This window comes from Mesorhizobium sp. M7A.F.Ca.CA.002.04.1.1, assembly GCF_004022805.1.
Taxonomy (GTDB): Bacteria; Pseudomonadota; Alphaproteobacteria; order Rhizobiales; family Rhizobiaceae; genus Mesorhizobium; species Mesorhizobium ciceri.
Genome location: NZ_RZPL01000050.1, coordinates 1 through 14872 on the forward strand (window position 1 = coordinate 1; position 14872 = coordinate 14872).

Annotated in this window: 13 protein-coding genes and 1 pseudogene; 8 read left to right on the plus strand and 6 right to left on the minus strand. The window is 64.8% G+C overall.

Annotated features, from left to right (window positions below; translation table 11 throughout):
* From ENZ75_RS04650 to ENZ75_RS04685, 8 genes and pseudogenes are all read left to right on the plus strand, one after another.
* A pseudogene (locus ENZ75_RS04650) lies at positions 1 to 499 on the plus strand (ROK family protein); the annotation flags it as partial.
* Between the two features lie 132 nt (positions 500 to 631).
* Complete coding sequence (locus ENZ75_RS04655) at positions 632 to 1324, plus strand: XRE family transcriptional regulator (protein WP_024503956.1); 693 nt, start codon at positions 632 to 634, stop codon at positions 1322 to 1324.
* Positions 1325 to 1327: 3 nt separating this feature from the next.
* Positions 1328 to 2407, plus strand: coding sequence for an extracellular solute-binding protein (locus tag ENZ75_RS04660; RefSeq protein WP_023809407.1), 1080 nt, complete (start codon positions 1328 to 1330; stop codon positions 2405 to 2407).
* 24 nt (positions 2408 to 2431) lie between these two features.
* A complete protein-coding gene (locus tag ENZ75_RS04665) occupies positions 2432 to 3340 on the plus strand; it encodes an ABC transporter permease (protein WP_082826516.1) in 909 nt (302 codons plus the stop codon).
* Complete coding sequence (locus ENZ75_RS04670) at positions 3337 to 4125, plus strand: ABC transporter permease (protein WP_027160917.1); 789 nt, start codon at positions 3337 to 3339, stop codon at positions 4123 to 4125. The genes ENZ75_RS04665 and ENZ75_RS04670 overlap by 4 nt, the downstream gene beginning before the upstream one ends.
* A 1-nt stretch (position 4126) precedes the next feature.
* Positions 4127 to 5236 (plus strand): ABC transporter ATP-binding protein, encoded by a 1110-nt coding sequence (locus ENZ75_RS04675; protein ID WP_063168695.1) that lies wholly within the window; start codon positions 4127 to 4129, stop codon positions 5234 to 5236.
* Between the two features lie 28 nt (positions 5237 to 5264).
* The gene (locus ENZ75_RS04680; protein WP_063168696.1) at positions 5265 to 6647 is read left to right on the plus strand and encodes an FAD-binding oxidoreductase; all 1383 of its coding nucleotides are present in this window, start codon (positions 5265 to 5267) and stop codon (positions 6645 to 6647) included.
* A gap of 9 nt (positions 6648 to 6656) precedes the next feature.
* A complete protein-coding gene (locus tag ENZ75_RS04685; RefSeq protein WP_013530464.1) occupies positions 6657 to 7013 on the plus strand; it encodes a cupin domain-containing protein in 357 nt (118 codons plus the stop codon).
* A 17-nt stretch (positions 7014 to 7030) separates the two neighbouring features.
* On the opposite strand, the gene ENZ75_RS04690 is transcribed toward ENZ75_RS04685, so the two are convergent.
* From ENZ75_RS04690 to ntrB, 6 genes are all read right to left on the minus strand, one after another.
* Positions 7031 to 7297: a BrnA antitoxin family protein gene (locus ENZ75_RS04690; RefSeq protein WP_024503962.1), complete on the minus strand. Its 267-nt coding sequence runs from the start codon at positions 7295 to 7297 to the stop codon at positions 7031 to 7033.
* Between the two features lie 99 nt (positions 7298 to 7396).
* Complete coding sequence (locus ENZ75_RS04695; RefSeq protein WP_063168697.1) at positions 7397 to 10258, minus strand: nitrate reductase; 2862 nt, start codon at positions 10256 to 10258, stop codon at positions 7397 to 7399.
* 4 nt (positions 10259 to 10262) lie between these two features.
* Entirely contained in the window at positions 10263 to 10592 is a 330-nt protein-coding gene (gene nirD / locus ENZ75_RS04700; RefSeq protein WP_063168698.1) for a nitrite reductase small subunit NirD, read from the minus strand.
* Positions 10593 to 10597: 5 nt separating this feature from the next.
* Positions 10598 to 13048, minus strand: coding sequence for a nitrite reductase large subunit NirB (gene nirB / locus ENZ75_RS04705; protein WP_024503965.1), 2451 nt, complete (start codon positions 13046 to 13048; stop codon positions 10598 to 10600).
* A gap of 4 nt (positions 13049 to 13052) precedes the next feature.
* On the minus strand, positions 13053 to 13850 hold the full coding sequence (locus tag ENZ75_RS04710; protein ID WP_013530459.1) for an ABC transporter ATP-binding protein: 798 nt from the start codon (positions 13848 to 13850) through the stop codon (positions 13053 to 13055).
* Between the two features lie 11 nt (positions 13851 to 13861).
* On the minus strand, positions 13862 to 14752 hold the full coding sequence (gene ntrB, locus ENZ75_RS04715; protein WP_013530458.1) for a nitrate ABC transporter permease: 891 nt from the start codon (positions 14750 to 14752) through the stop codon (positions 13862 to 13864).
* Positions 14753 to 14872 lie beyond the last annotated feature (120 nt).

The window sequence follows — 14872 nt, forward strand, 5'->3', positions numbered from 1 at the left end:
GAACGACATCACCGCTGCGGCCGGCGGCGAGAGTATGTTCGGCGTCGCAAAGCCGCTCAACGATTATCTGTTCTTCTATCTCGGAGCACGGCTGCAGAGCAGGCTCATCCTCAACCACCAGATCTACAAGGGAAACTCCAGCGCCAGCTTCGATCACGGCCTGATGCGCCTGGAGAGCGAACTGGCCATGCGCGGGCGCCCGTCCGAAATCATCTGGAGCAGCAGCCCTGAGTGGCCCGATCTGGGCGAGGCCTACAGCGCATGGCTGGGCGAGTGTTCCGACCGCCTGAAAGCGTCGATCTCCGCGCTGACCCAGTTTGTCGAGTTCAGGACGGTCGTCCTGTCCAGCTATGCGCCGCAAAAGATTGCCGAGGCCTTGTGCGACGACATCGGCCGGGAATTCCCCGGCATCGAAGCGCTGCCGGCGCGCGTCACCATCAGCCCGAAGGCCGTCGGCGCGGCAAGCCTGCCATTCAGTTCGCGCTTCATGATCCAGTGATCGAGCTGAACCGGGTTGCCGGTCGGCCGATCATGCCCTCTGCAGGTCCATCAATGATTTTCAGGTGACCAGGCGAATCCGCTTGCCAGGACGCCCCACTTAATAGCATGTTAAGTGAACCCTGAGATCGCCATGAAAATCGCTGCGGATCACGCACTCAACGACAATGCCGCGACCAGCGCCGAAGCGCGCCGCTCGACGGTATTGGGCGATCGGATCAAGGCCTATCGCACCACGCGGCGCCTGACGCTGCGCCAGCTCGGCGACATGATCGGCACCACCGCCAGTTTCCTAAGCCAGCTCGAGCGCGGCCTTTCCGGCGCCAACACCAGCACGCTGATGCTGATTGCCAATGCGCTCGGCATCAGCCTCGCCGATCTTTTCGACGAATGCGAAGTGTCGCCGCACGCGGTGCTGACACGCAGCGAGCGGCCGGCGCTGCCGACCAGCGAAGGCTACCGCAAGACGCTGCTGTCGCGCCGGCCGATCCGCGAGATGGAAGTCTATTGCGGCGAGTTCGCCGTCGGCGGCTCGACCGGCGACGTGCCCTACACGCACGGCAACGCGAGCGAGATGTTCCTCGTGCTGCGCGGACGCGTGCAACTGACGCTCGGCGAGGAGAGCTTCACCCTCGAAGAGGGCGATAGCATCGAATATTCGACCTCGACGCCCCACCGGACGATCAATGTCGGCGATACGGTGGCCGAAGTGCTGTGGATCATTGCGCCGCCGACCAGCGGCGCCGTCGACCTCGACCAATATGTAGCCCGGAAAACGCTCGCGCCCGGCCTACCAAAATCAAACAGCGAGCCATCGGAGGGTTAGAAAATGGGAAGCAGATCAAGATTGGCCGGGTTCGTCGGCGCCGCCGCACTGGCCTTGCTTGCGGCCGCCGCTCACGCGCAGAACGCGCCGCCGGCCGGGACCGTGGTGGACGGCTCGCTGAAGGGAAAGACGCTGACCTTCGTCTCCTATGGCGGCATCTACCAGGACGGCCAGGTCGCCGCCCTCAAGGAATTCGTCGACAAGAGCGGCGTCAAGCTTTTGAATGATGGGCCGACCGAAATCGCCAAGCTCCAGGCGCAGGTCGAATCAGGCAATGTGACCTGGGATGTCGTCGATACGGACGATTTTCCGCCCTTCGTGCATTGCGGAAAACTGTTCCAGAAGCTGGATTTGACCAAGCTCGACATCTCGCACATCCCGCCCGGACAGGTCGGCGAGTGCAGCGTGCCGGCGATGAACTACGGCATGGTCCTGATGTACAAGAACGACACGTACAAGGACAATCCGCCGAAGGACTGGAAGGACTTCTTCGACACCGCGAAATTTCCCGGCACCCGCGCCATCGACGGCAGCGGCAGCCCGCTCGGCGGCCTGATCGAACAGGCCATCCTGGCAGACGGCGGCAAGGTCGACGCCATGACGCCGGCCGATATCGACAAGGGCATCGCCAAGATCAAGGCGATCGGTCCCGACACGATCTTCTGGAAGACGGGCGCAGAATCCCAGCAGCTCGCCGAATCCGGCGAGGCCGACATGATCATCATGTGGACCGGCCGCGCCATGACGGCGGTCAAGAACGGCGCTGCCTACACGCCGGTGTGGAAGGACTGGCTGGTCGTCATGGACCAGCTGACCATCCCGGTCGGCGCCAAGGACACCGACGCTTCCTACGCGCTGATCAACGCCTATCTCGGCAAGAAGTCGCAGGAGATCCTGACCGAGCAGACCTCCTACTCGCCGATCAACAACGAGGCACAGCCGAAGGTCGACGCATCCGTCGCCGCCTTTCTGACCAACACGCCGGACCACGCCAAGCTCGGCTATCAGCAGAACATCAAGTTCTGGGTCGCCAACTTCGCCGCCGCGTCCGACAAGTGGACAGCGCTGATGGCCGGCAACTGAGCCGGCTACCGCTGAGGTGACGGCGTGAGCCAGACATCGCATACGCCGACGGCCGGGGGTGATCATCCTCGGCCGCCAGGTGCCGTGCGGGCGCCGCAGCGGCGCCCGCGCCTTGCTGCCTATCCTTCGCTGCTGGCGATGCCCGCCTTGGCTTTGCTCATCGCCGCGATGGGCTATCCCTTGCTGACCGTCACGCTGCGCAGCTTCTCGGACCCATCTTGGGGCTTGCAGAACTATGCCTGGTTCTTTTCCACCCCGGTGAATGTCACCGTCCTGTGGCGCACCTTTTCCATCGCAGCCTGGGTCACCATCGTTTGCGTCATCGCCGCCTACCCCTATGCCTATCTCATGACGGCGGTCGGACCGCGCCTGCGGCTGGTCCTCATCCTGTGCGTTTTGGTGCCGTTCTGGGTCAGCGGCGTGGTGCGCACCCTGGCCTGGGTCATCCTGCTGCAGGATTCCGGCATCATCAATTCGGTCATCAGGCTGCTCGGCTTTGACGGCGTGAAGCTGATCCGCACGCAGACCGGCGTCGTCATCGGCATGGCGCAGGTGCTGCTGCCGTTCATGATCCTGCCGCTCTATTCGGTCATGCGCGGCATCGATCTGCGCCTCGTGCAGGCGGCGCGCAGCCTTGGTGCGCGCCCGGCACGCGCCTTCCTGCAAATCTATCTGCCGCTGTCGCTGCCCGGCGTTTTCGCCGGCGCCATCATCGTCTTCATCCTGTCGCTCGGCTTCTACATCACGCCTGCCCTGCTCGGCGGCCCGCGCAGCACCATGCTGTCGACGCTGGTGCAGAGCCAGGTGCTCAGCCTGCTCAACTGGGGCCGCGGCGGCGCCATGGGCGTCGTGCTGCTGGTCGCGACCTTCGTGCTTCTAGCGCTCGCCGCCCCGCTGATGCGCCAGCGCCACAAGCAGGCGTCCAGATCATGAGACTGGCACCATCCCGCCTTCTGCTCGGTCTGTTCTGCCTGCTGGTCGCCGTCTGGCTGGTGATGCCGACGCTGGTCATCATCCCGATGTCATTCAACGAGAAGAAGTCGCTCGCTTTCCCGCCGTCCGGCTTCTCCTGGCAATGGTACGAGAATTTCTTCACCAACCCCGATTGGCTGTCGAGCTTCTTCAATTCGCTGAGGGTCGCGGGCCTCGTCGCCGTCGCCGCCACGCTGATCGGCACGCTGGCGTCGCTCGGCCTCAGCCGCATGAAACATTCCGGCGCCGGCCTGCTGCGCGCCATCCTGATCACGCCGATGATCGTGCCCGGCGTGGTGCTGGCCATCGGCATCTACGCCGTCTATCTCGACTACCAGCTCGTCGGCACCACCACCGGCTTCGTCATCGCACATACGATGCTGGCGATCCCCTTCGTCATCATCGCCGTGTCGGCAAGCCTCGAAGTCTTCGACGCGCGGCTGGAGACGGCGGCGGCAAGTCTCGGCGCCAACCGCTTCACCACATTCCGCACCGTGACCTTGCCGCTGATCGCGCCCGGCATCCTGTCCGGGCTTTTGTTTGCCTTCGTCACCTCCTTCGATGAGATCATCGTCGCGCTGTTCATCACCAGTCCCTACCTGAAGACCTTGCCGGTGCAGATCTTCACCAGCATCACCCGCGACGCCGATCCGACGGTGACGGCCGTCGGAACCATCATCTTCATTGCCACGACGCTGATCATCAGCGCCGGGCTGATCATCAGCTCGAAATCGACGAGGAGTTGAGATGACTGCGAGGAAACGCGGCGCGGCCATCGACATCAAGTGCGCAACCAAGCGCTACGGCAATTTCACCGCACTCGACGATGTCAGCCTGCATATCGAGCCGGGCGAGTTCATGACGCTGCTCGGCCCCAGCGGCTCGGGCAAGACCACGACGCTCAACGTCGTCGCGGGCTTCACCGACCTCACCTCCGGCGACCTCGCCGTTGGCGGCAAAAGCATCGTCGCCCTGCCGGCGCACAAGCGCAACATCGGCGTTGTCTTCCAGCACTACGCGCTGTTTCCGCATATGACGGTCGGCAAGAACGTCGCCTATCCCCTCACCTTGCGCGGCATGGACAAGCAGGCGCGCGACCGTCTCGTCGTGCGCGCGCTGGACATGGTCAAGATGGCCGACTTCGCGCATCGCTATCCCTCCGAACTTTCCGGCGGCCAGCAGCAGCGCGTGGCGCTGGCGCGCGCCATCGTCTTCGATCCGCCGCTGCTGTTGATGGACGAACCGCTCGGCGCGCTCGACAAGAAACTGCGCGAATGGCTGCAGCTGGAGATCAAGCGCATCCACCGCGAACTCGGCACCACCTTCGTCTATGTGACGCACGACCAAGAAGAAGCGCTGGTCCTGTCCGACCGCATCGCCGTCTTCAATCAGGGCCGCATCGAACAGGTCGGAACCGGCCGCCAGCTCTACGACGAGCCGACGACCCTGTTCGTGGCCAAGTTCATCGGCGAATCGACCAGTTTGCGTGGCACCGCCCTGACGTCCGGAAACGAAACCAGCCTGACGATCGCCGGCCAGAAGATCGTGGCCAACGGCAAGCTCGCCAGCGGCAGCAAACCGGTGGTCCTGCTGCGGCCGGAGAAGCTTTCGCTTGCCGGCACCAACACGCCTCCCGCCGCCGGGCAGAACAGCCTCACCGGTCAAGTCAGCGAGGCGATCTATCTGGGCTCCGGCTCGAAATACCAGGTGACGTTGCGCGACGGCTCGGTCGCCATCGTACGCGCGTCGCTGGAAGCCACACCGTTCTCGATTGGTGACACGGTCGATCTGCGCTGGTCGGTCGTCGATGCAAAACTTCTTGCCGACGACGACCGCGCCGACATGACGATGACCTGATCGCTCTTTCCCCGCAGGATTTTTAGACATGGACGCCAAAGTCAACGGCAACGTCTCGTTCTGGTATGCCGACATCGGCCTGCCGCCCTATCGCGCGCCGCTTCCGGGCGATCTCGAAGCCGATGTCTGCATCGTCGGCGCCGGCTACACCGGCCTGTGGACGGCTTATTACCTGAAGAAGGCCGATCCATCGATCCGCATCGCCATCGTCGAGCGGGAGTTCGCCGGCTTCGGCGCGTCGGGCCGCAATGGCGGCTGGCTGTCCGGCGGCTTCAGCTGGTCGCGCGAGAAATATCTGCAGACCTCGACGCGCGGCGCTGTCATCGACATGGAAACGGCCATGCATGGCACGGTCGACGAAGTGATCAAGGTGACCGAAGCCGAAGGCATCGATGCCGACATCCGCCGCGTCGACAATCTGACGGTGGCGACCAACCCGCCGCAGCTCGAACGGATCAACGCCGCCTATGCCGATGCGATCGGCTGGAGCGTGCCGAGCGAGCGTGTCAGCCTGATCGGCCAGGCAGAGGCCAAGGCCCGCATCAACATCAGGAATGTGCTTGGCGGTTATATCCACCACGGCACCGCGCGTGTGCAGCCGGCCAAGCTGGTGCGCGGCCTGTCCGAAGCCGTCGAGCGGCTCGGTGTGCCGATCTACGAGCAGACCACCGTGACCGGCATCGAGAAGGGCAAGGTCACGACGAACCGCGGCACCGTGCGCGCGCCGATCATCATCCGTGCCACGGAAGGGTTCACGGCCGGCATACCAGGCAATGAACGGCTCTGGCTGCCGCTCAACAGCGCACAGATCATCACCGAGCCGCTGCCGCAATCACTGTGGGACGAGATCGGCTGGGAGGGCCATGAGCTTCTGGGCGACTCCGCGCACGCCTATTGCTATGCGCAGCGCACCAGGGAAGGCCGCATCACCATGGGCGGACGCGGCGTACCCTATCGTTACGGCTCGCAAACGGATGTGCGCGGCCAAACGCAGCAGGCCACGATCGAAAGCCTGCACGCGATCCTCACCCGGCTGCTGCCGCAGACAGCCAGGCTTCGCATCGACCACGCCTGGTGCGGCGTGCTGGGCGTGCCGCGCGACTGGTGCACGACGGCAGGGCTCGATCTTGAAACCGGCATCGGCTGGGCCGGCGGCTATGTCGGGCTCGGCGTCTCGAGTTCCAACCTTTCAGGCCGAACGCTGCGCGATCTCATCCTGCGCCGCGACACCGAATTGACCCGCCTGCCCTGGGTCAACCGAAAGGTCAGCAAATGGGAGCCAGAGCCGATGCGCTGGCTCGGCGTCCACTCGATGTATCAGCTCTATCGCGTCGCCGACGAGCGCGAGGAAGCCGGCCTCCAGCACACGTCGAAACTGGCCGCAATCGCCGACCGCATCACAGGACATTGAGAGACTGCCATGACCGACTTCCAGACCTTCGCCCACCTCGCCTCCATCGACCTCGGCGAGCCTGAGCCCAAGCCGACCTCGATCAGCGGCGATCAGTTCGAAGCCTCGACGACGCTGTGGACCTCGCCGGATGGCGCACTGGAAGTCGGCGTCTGGGAGTGCACGCCGGGCCGCTTCACGGCCTCGCGCGAGACCAATTCCGAAACCTGCCACATCGTGTCAGGCCGGGTCTCGCTGCATGGTCCCGATGGCCGCAGCGAGGACGTTGGTCCGGGCGAAATGCTGGTGCTGCCGAAAGGCTGGAAAGGCGAATGGACGATCCACGAGAAGACGCGGAAGCTCTACATCCTGCACTTCGAAGCGTGAGCCGGCTGGAACAGCCGCTACTCGTCGTCTGAACGATCACCCCCGGTAACGATCGGCTTGCCTTCTATCACACGCCGCAAGGCGTCGTTGATGCGGTCCTGCCAGCCGGGTCCATCCTCCTGGAAATGGTCCAGCACGGCGCGGTCGATTCGGATCGAAACAAGCTCCCTGACGCCTGGAGCGGCCGTGGGCTCTCGGACCGGGGCAGCCGGCTTCTTCACCGGCTTGAAAGCCGCCTCGGCGGCCGCCATCGGATTTGTCGGTCGGCGCGGGGGATTTGCCATTGGATGACCCTGACTGAGGATGATTCGTGCGCGACGTAGCACGCCTGAGCCACCATAGCCCAACCAGCACCGTCGCGCAGGCCCCTTTGGTCAGGACGATCACTCGGCTGCCTGGAGGCTCTGTGCGTCGATGATGACCCTGATCTCGGCGCGGCAGGAGCCGCAATTCGTGCCGGCATTCAGGGCCGCGCCGATTGCCGCGACGCTGCCGCAGCCGCGGCGTACCGCTTCCGTGATCTGGTTGGCGCCAACGCCGAAGCAGGAGCAGACGATGGCGCCGCGATCGACGTCGATCCCGCCCGGCCGCCCGGCCACGATCGCCAGCCTGCTGCGCCGATCAACATGATCGGCGCTCAGTTGTTCCGCCGCCCAGCCGCGCGACACGGCGACCGGGCCGGGCGCGACGAACAAGGCGCCTGACAGTTGGTCGTCGTCGAAGGCGGCGATGCGGTGCTGGCCGACGTCGCGGTCGTGATAAGCTGATATTTCGGCACCCAATGACGTACCGAACAGCGACCCGGCAAAGCCTGCCCAGTCGATGTCGTCATCGGCAAAGGCAAGCTCGACCCGCCAGCCGCCCTTGCACTTGGCCACGGCCCAGTAGGGCGCAGTATTAGGCTCCGGCCGCTGCCGAGCCACCGCAAAGCCAAAGGCCTTTGCCGCGAATTTCTCGATGCGGACGGCGACATGTTTCAGCGCCGGCTGACCGGAAATGGGATCGGTCAGCGGCGCGGTCAGCGTGTCGAGCCGGCCCTTTGCCGAGAACTGATCGGTCCAGTGCATCGGCGCAAACAGGCTGCCCTGGCGCTGGCGCGCCGTCACCAGCGCGCGCACCAGCACATCACCGCGCGGGCTGGAAACGCGCGCTATGTCGGCGTCACCGATGCCGAAGCGCTGCGCATCCGCCGGGTGGATTTCGACGAAGGGCTCGGCGATGTGCTGCGAAAGCCGCGGGCTTTTCCCCGTCCGCGTCATGGTGTGCCAATGGTCGCGGATGCGGCCGGTGTTGAGGATCAGCGGATAATCGGGGCTGGTGCGGATTTCCGTGGTGGGACGGATGGCGATGAAGCGCGCCTTGCGGTCGGGTGTGAAGAAGTTGCCGTTGGCGAAGAAGCGAGCCTGGAGCCCAGTCGTGCCGACCCCTTCTGGCCAACCTCCAGCTTGAGCGCCCCCCTCTCGCCTGCCGGCCATCTCCCCCTCAAGGGGGGAGATTGGCAGCTTTGCCGACTGCTTTCGCTTTGCGACGTTGTGAATTGGCGAAGACGGCCATGACAGCCGATCTCCCCCCTTGAGGGGGAGATGGCCGGCAGGCCAGAGGGGGGCGCCTTGGCTCGGCGCTGGCCATTGGAACGGCTCAAGCGCCTCATATCCCTCCGCATCAACCCCGGCATAAGCCCCGATGTCGAAATCCCGCGCACCATCATTCTCGAAACCCGACAGCGCGGCATGCTCGGCAAACACCTCCGCCGGCGACGCGTAGGAAAACGCCTCACCAAACCCCATCCGTTTGCCCAACTCGGCAATAATCCGCCAGTCAGGCAGCGCATCTCCGGGCACGCGCAAAAAAGCGCGCTGGCGCGACACACGGCGTTCGGAATTGGTGACGGTGCCATCCTTCTCGCCCCAGGCGGCGGCGGGCAGCCGGACATGGGCGTGGCGGACGGTATCGGTCCGGGCCAGCACGTCCGACACCACCACGAACGGGCACGCCTTGATCGCCGCTTCGACGGCATCGGCGTCCGGCATCGAATCGACCGGGTTGGTGGCCATGATCCACAGCGCTTTGATGTGCCCGTCGGCAACCGCCTTGAACATCTCGACTGCCTTCAGGCCGGGCTTTCCGGCAACGGCCGGCGCGTTCCAGAAGCGCTGCACGCGGTCGCGATGATCGGGGTTTTCGATCTCCATATGGGCAGCCAGCATGTTGGCCATGCCGCCGACCTCGCGCCCGCCCATGGCGTTGGGCTGGCCGGTCACCGAAAACGGCCCTGCCCCTGGCTTGCCGATGCGGCCGGTGGCCAAATGGCAGTTGATGATGGCATTGACCTTGTCGGTGCCCGAAGACGACTGGTTCACCCCTTGGCTGTAGACGGTCACGGTCTTGGAGGTCGCCGCGAACAGGCTGTAGAACCGGTCAAGCTCGTCCTCGCTCAGGCCCGTGGCAGCGGCGACGCCAGCCAGGTCCAGCGCGGAGGCGGCGAAAAGCGCTTGCCCGAAGCCCGTCGTGTGCGTCGTGATATAGGTGCGGTCGAGCGCATTGTGCTGGCCGAGGTAGGCGAGCAGCCCGGTGAACAAAGCGATGTCGCCATCCGGCGCGATCGCCAGATGCATATCGGCAATGTCAGCGGTCATGGTGCGACGCGGGTCGACCAGCACGATCTTCATCTCCGGCCGCTTTTCCCGGGCAGCCGCGATGCGCTGGTAGAGCACCGGATGGCACCAGGCGAGATTGGAGCCGACCAGCACGATCAGGTCGGCAAGCTCCAGATCGTCATAGGTTCCGGGCACGGTGTCGGAGCCGAAAGCGCGGCGGTGGCCGGCGACCGAAGAGGCCATGCACAGGCGCGAATTGGTGTCGATATTGGCGGAGCCGACAAAGCCCTTCATCAGCTTGTTGGCGACGTAGTAGTCCTCGGTCAGCAACTGGCCGGAGACATAGAAGGCGACCGCATCGGGCCCGTGCTCGGCAATGGTTTGCGAGAAGGTCGAGGCGACGAGGTCGAGCGCCTCGTCCCAGCCGGCGCGGCGGCCGTGGATCTCTGGATGAAGCAGCCTGCCGTCGAGATCGATGGTCTCGGCCAGTGCCGAGCCCTTGGAGCAGAGCCGGCCGAAATTGGCCGGGTGGTCGGGGTCGCCGCGCACGGACACTTGCCCGTCCGCGGCGACCTTCGCCAGCACGCCGCAGCCCACCCCGCAATAGGGGCAGGTGGTCCTCACCTCGCGCGCTTCATCGATCTCCATGGGGTCAGGCCGCGCGGCTGACCAGCGCTTCCAGCGCAATGAACAGATGCTCGCCTTCGATCCGCACCGGAATGGTGCGCACCGCGCCCTCGTCGGCGCCGAGCGCCTTGCCCGTTTCCAGCGAAATCACCCAATTGTGCAAGGGACAGGTCACCGCCGCGCCGTGCACGATGCCCTGGCTGAGCGGTCCGCCTCTGTGCGGGCAATGGTCGTCGATGGCGTAGACCTGATCGTCCTGGGTGCGGAAGACCGCGATTTTTCCTTCCGGCGTGGCGACGCAGCGCGCGCCGCGGCGAGGGATGTCGGAGAGAGAGCCTATCGATATCCAGTTCATGACGCTCACTCCGCCGCCTGCGCAAAACCGACCGAAGCCATTGGCCGGAATTCGTGCTTGTCCTTGCCGGAAACGCGTTCCGACCACGGGTCGACCTGGGCGAATTTCTGGCTGAAGACGAAGCGCTCGTAATAGGCCTTGCGCTTGTCGCCATCGTCCATGATCTGGCGCTTGATCTCGGGGATGCCGATGCGCTTGGCCCATTTGTAGATGCGCTCGAGGTAGCGGCCCTGCTCGCGGTACATCTGCGTCAGCGCCACGATATGCTCCAGCGCCTCGTCCTCGGTTCTGACCAGGCCGAGTACTTCGGTGCCCTTGATGTCGAGGCCGGCCGCGCCGGCAAAATGGATCTCGTAACCGGAGTCGACGCAGATCACGCCGACATCCTTGCAGGTCGCCTCGGCGCAATTCCTGGGGCAACCCGACACCGCCATCTTGACCTTGGCCGGCGTCCACGAGCCCCACATGAATTTTTCGATGCGGATGCCGAGGCCCGTCGAATCCTGCGTGCCGAAGCGGCACCAGTCCGAGCCGACGCAGGTCTTCACCGTGCGCAACCCCTTGGCATAGGCGTGGCCGGAGACGAAGCCGGCCTGGCCGAGATCGGCCCACACCGCCGGCAGGTCTTCCTTGCGGATGCCGAGCATGTCGATGCGCTGGCCGCCGGTGACCTTGACCATCGGGATTTCAAACTTGTCGACAACGTCGGCGATGGCGCGCAGTTCAGCGGCATTGGTCACCCCGCCCCACATGCGCGGCACCACCGAATAGGTGCCATCCTTCTGGATGTTGGCGTGGACGCGCTCGTTGATGAAGCGCGACTGGTAGTCGTCGGCGTAGTCGTCCGGCCAGTCGCAGACGAGATAGTAATTGAGCGCCGGCCGGCATTTGGCGCAGCCGCAGGAGGTCGTCCATTCCAGTTCCTGCATGACGGCGGGAATGGTCTTCAGGCGCTTGGCGATGATCAGCCGGCGGACCTCGTCATGACCGAGCGTCGTGCAGCCGCACATCGGCTGCACCGCCGCTGGATTGTATTTGTCGCCGATGGTCAGCACCATCAGCTTCTCGACCAGCCCGGTGCAGGAGCCGCAGGAGGCCGACGCCTTGGTGTGGGCGCGCACGTCGTCGAGCGAGGTCAGGCCCTTGGCCGTGATCGCGCCGGTGATCTTCCCCTTGCAAACGCCGTTGCAGCCGCAGATCTCCGCATCATCCGGCAAGGCTGCAACGGCCGCCATAGGGTCCAGCGGGGCACCCCCCTGGTAGGACTGGCCGAAGATGAGCGTATCGCGCATCTCCGATATGTCGGTCTGCTTTTTCTTGAGATCGTTGAACCAGGCGCCGTCCGCCGTCTCGCCATAGAGCACGGTGCCGATGATGCGGTCGTCCTTCAGCACAAGCCGCTTGTAGACGCCGGCCGCCGCATCGCGCAGCACGATCTCCTGGCGGTCCTCGCCCTCGGCGAAGTCGCCGAGCGAGAACAGGTCGATGCCGGTGACCTTGAGCTTGGTCGGCGTGTCCATATGGACGAAGGCCGCCGCTTCGTTGCCGGCAAGCTGGCTGGCTGTGACGCGCGCCATCTCGTAGAGCGGCGCGACGAGGCCATAGACCTGGCCGTTGACCTCGGCACATTCGCCGAGCGCGTAGATGTCGGGATCGTTGCTGCGCATGCCGGCATCGACGACGATGCCCCTGTTAACGGCGATGCCGGCCTGTTTGGCCAGCGCCGAATTCGGCCTGATGCCGACGGCCATCACCACAAGCGTTGCTGGGATAATGGTGCCGTCAGCAAGTTCCACCTGTCCGACCTTGCCGTTGCCGGTGATAGCCTGTGTGTTGGCCTTGGTGATGACCTTGATGCCGCGCTGCTCCACCGCACGCTGCAAGAGATAGCCGGCGGCCGGATCGAGCTGGCGCTCCATCAAGGTCGGCATGACATGCAGCACGGTGACGTCCATGCCTTGCGCGTTGAGGCCCGCCGCCGCCTCCAGACCCAGCAGGCCGCCGCCGATGACCACCGCCTTGGCCCGCGACTGGGCAGCGAGCATCATCGCCTGCACGTCGTCGAGATCGCGATAGGTCAGCACGCCCGGCAGGTCATGGCCCGGAACCGGAATGATGAACGGTACCGAGCCGGTGGCGATGACGAGCTTGTCGTAGGGCTCGGTGACGCCGTGATCCGAGGTGACGGTCTTCGCCGTCCGGTCGATGGCAACGATCTTGTGGCCCTTGTAGAGGGTGATGTTGTTGGCGATGTACCAGCCGTCGCCATGGATGATGATCTCCTCATAGGCCTTCTCGCCCGACAGCACCGGCGACAGCATGATGCGGTCGTAATTGACGCGCGGCTCGGCGTTGAAGATGGTGACGGTGTAGCGGCCCGGAGCCTGTTCCAGCAGGTGCTCCAGCATGCGCCCGGGGGCCATGCCATTGCCGATGATGACAAGTCTTTCGCTCATGGTGCTACTCCGCGGCTTCGACGAAGCGGTGGCGTTCGTAGAGGAACTTCAGAACCGCCTCGCGGCAGCGCAGGAAGGTCCGGTCGGAAGAGAGTTCGACGCGCCGGCGCGGCCGCGCCAGCGGCACGGCAAGCACTTCGCCGATGGTCGCCGCCGGACCGTTGGTCATCATGACGATGCGGTCGGAGAGCAGCACCGCCTCGTCGACGTCATGGGTGATCATGATCGTCGTCGAGCCGAGCCTGGAATGGATGTCCATCACCGCGTCCTGCAGATGGGCCCGCGTCAGCGCATCGAGCGCGCCGAACGGCTCGTCGAGCAGCAGGATCTTCGGCTCCATCGCCAGCGCCCGGGCGATGCCGACGCGCTGCTTCATGCCCCCGGAGATTTCCGCCGGGCGCTTGTCCTTGGCATGCGCCATCTGCACGAGGTCGAGATTGCGCATGATCCAGTCATGCCGCTCGACTTTGCTCTTCGAACGGCCGAAGACCTTCGACACCGCCAGGTTGATGTTTTCGTAGACGGTCAGCCACGGCAGCAGCGAGTGGTTCTGGAACACCACGGCGCGTTCCGGTCCAGGGCTGTCGACCTCCTTGTCCTCGAGCAGCACGGCGCCGGCCGACACCTTGGTCAGCCCGGCGATCAGATTGAGCAGGGTCGACTTGCCGCAGCCGGAATGGCCGATGATGGAGACGAATTCGCCCTTGTCGATGGTCAGCCTGATGTCCTTCAACACCTCGCTGACCTGGGCACCACGCGTGAAGGATTTGTCGATATGGTCGAGCTTCAGATAGGCCGTCATCGCCCCTCTCCTCACTTTGCCGTTGTGCCGCGGGTGACGAAGGCGCCGACCGCCGCGACCAGCCGGTCGAGGCAGAAGCCGGTGACGCCGATATAGGCGAGCGCGACGATGATGTCGGGCAGCCGCGACGAGTTCCACGCATCCCAGATGAAGAAGCCGATGCCGACGCCGCCAGTCAGCATTTCAGCGGCGACGATGGCGAGCCAGGACAGGCCGATGCCGATCCTCAAGCCGGTGAAGATGTAAGGCGCGGCGGCCGGCACCATGATCTTGACGAAGAATTCGAACTGGTTGAGCCGCAGGATGCGCGAGACGTTGCGGTAGTCCTCGGGAATGTTGCGCACGCCGACCGCGGTGTTGATGATGATTGGCCAGATCGAGGTGATGAAGATGACGAAGATCGCCGACGGGCTGGAATCACGGAACGCCGCCAGCGACAGCGGCAGCCAGGCCAGCGGCGGCACCGTGCGCAGGATCTGGAACACCGGGTCGAGGCCGCGCATCGCCCAGATCGACTGGCCGACCAGCGCACCGAGCGCGACGCCGACGACCGCCGCCAGGCCGAAGCCGACGGCGACGCGCTGCAGCGAGATCAGCACGCGCCAGGCCAGACCTATATCCTGCGGGCCATTGTCGAAGAACGGATGCGCTATCAGGTCGTAGGCCTCGTTCCACACCTGGGTCGGCGGCGGCAGGCTCGATGTCGGCGACGAACAGGCGATCTGCCAGACGACCAGCATCAGCGCGATGACGATGATGGGCGGCACCAGCGCGCTCGCCAGTTTGCCGGCGATGGCGAGCGGCTCGAAGCGGCGCCGTGCCTTGGCAGTGAAGGCGATGACCTCCGCCGGCTTGGCGGGAAAGGCCTTCACCTTGGTGTCCTCGATAGTCTGGATCGACATGTCTGGGGAAAACTCCTTGGGGGCAGGTAGTGATCGCAAGCGGCGCATGCGCGCCGCTTGCGATCAGGCTACGCCGATGCCTTGATCTTCAGGCTGTCGAGATAGGCGGACGGGTTGGCC

Coding starts and splice junctions, on each gene's coding strand:
- ENZ75_RS04655 (WP_024503956.1), top strand. CDS start 632: ATGAAAATCGCTGCGGATCACGCACTCAACGACAATGCCGCGACCAGC.
- ENZ75_RS04660 (WP_023809407.1), top strand. CDS start 1,328: ATGGGAAGCAGATCAAGATTGGCCGGGTTCGTCGGCGCCGCCGCACTG.
- ENZ75_RS04670 (WP_027160917.1), top strand. CDS start 3,337: ATGAGACTGGCACCATCCCGCCTTCTGCTCGGTCTGTTCTGCCTGCTG.
- ENZ75_RS04675 (WP_063168695.1), top strand. CDS start 4,127: ATGACTGCGAGGAAACGCGGCGCGGCCATCGACATCAAGTGCGCAACC.
- ENZ75_RS04680 (WP_063168696.1), top strand. CDS start 5,265: ATGGACGCCAAAGTCAACGGCAACGTCTCGTTCTGGTATGCCGACATC.
- ENZ75_RS04685 (WP_013530464.1), top strand. CDS start 6,657: ATGACCGACTTCCAGACCTTCGCCCACCTCGCCTCCATCGACCTCGGC.
- ENZ75_RS04690 (WP_024503962.1), bottom strand. CDS start 7,297: ATGGCAAATCCCCCGCGCCGACCGACAAATCCGATGGCGGCCGCCGAG.
- ENZ75_RS04695 (WP_063168697.1), bottom strand. CDS start 10,258: ATGGAGATCGATGAAGCGCGCGAGGTGAGGACCACCTGCCCCTATTGC.
- nirD (WP_063168698.1), bottom strand. CDS start 10,592: ATGAACTGGATATCGATAGGCTCTCTCTCCGACATCCCTCGCCGCGGC.
- nirB (WP_024503965.1), bottom strand. CDS start 13,048: ATGAGCGAAAGACTTGTCATCATCGGCAATGGCATGGCCCCCGGGCGC.
- ENZ75_RS04710 (WP_013530459.1), bottom strand. CDS start 13,850: ATGACGGCCTATCTGAAGCTCGACCATATCGACAAATCCTTCACGCGT.
- ntrB (WP_013530458.1), bottom strand. CDS start 14,752: ATGTCGATCCAGACTATCGAGGACACCAAGGTGAAGGCCTTTCCCGCC.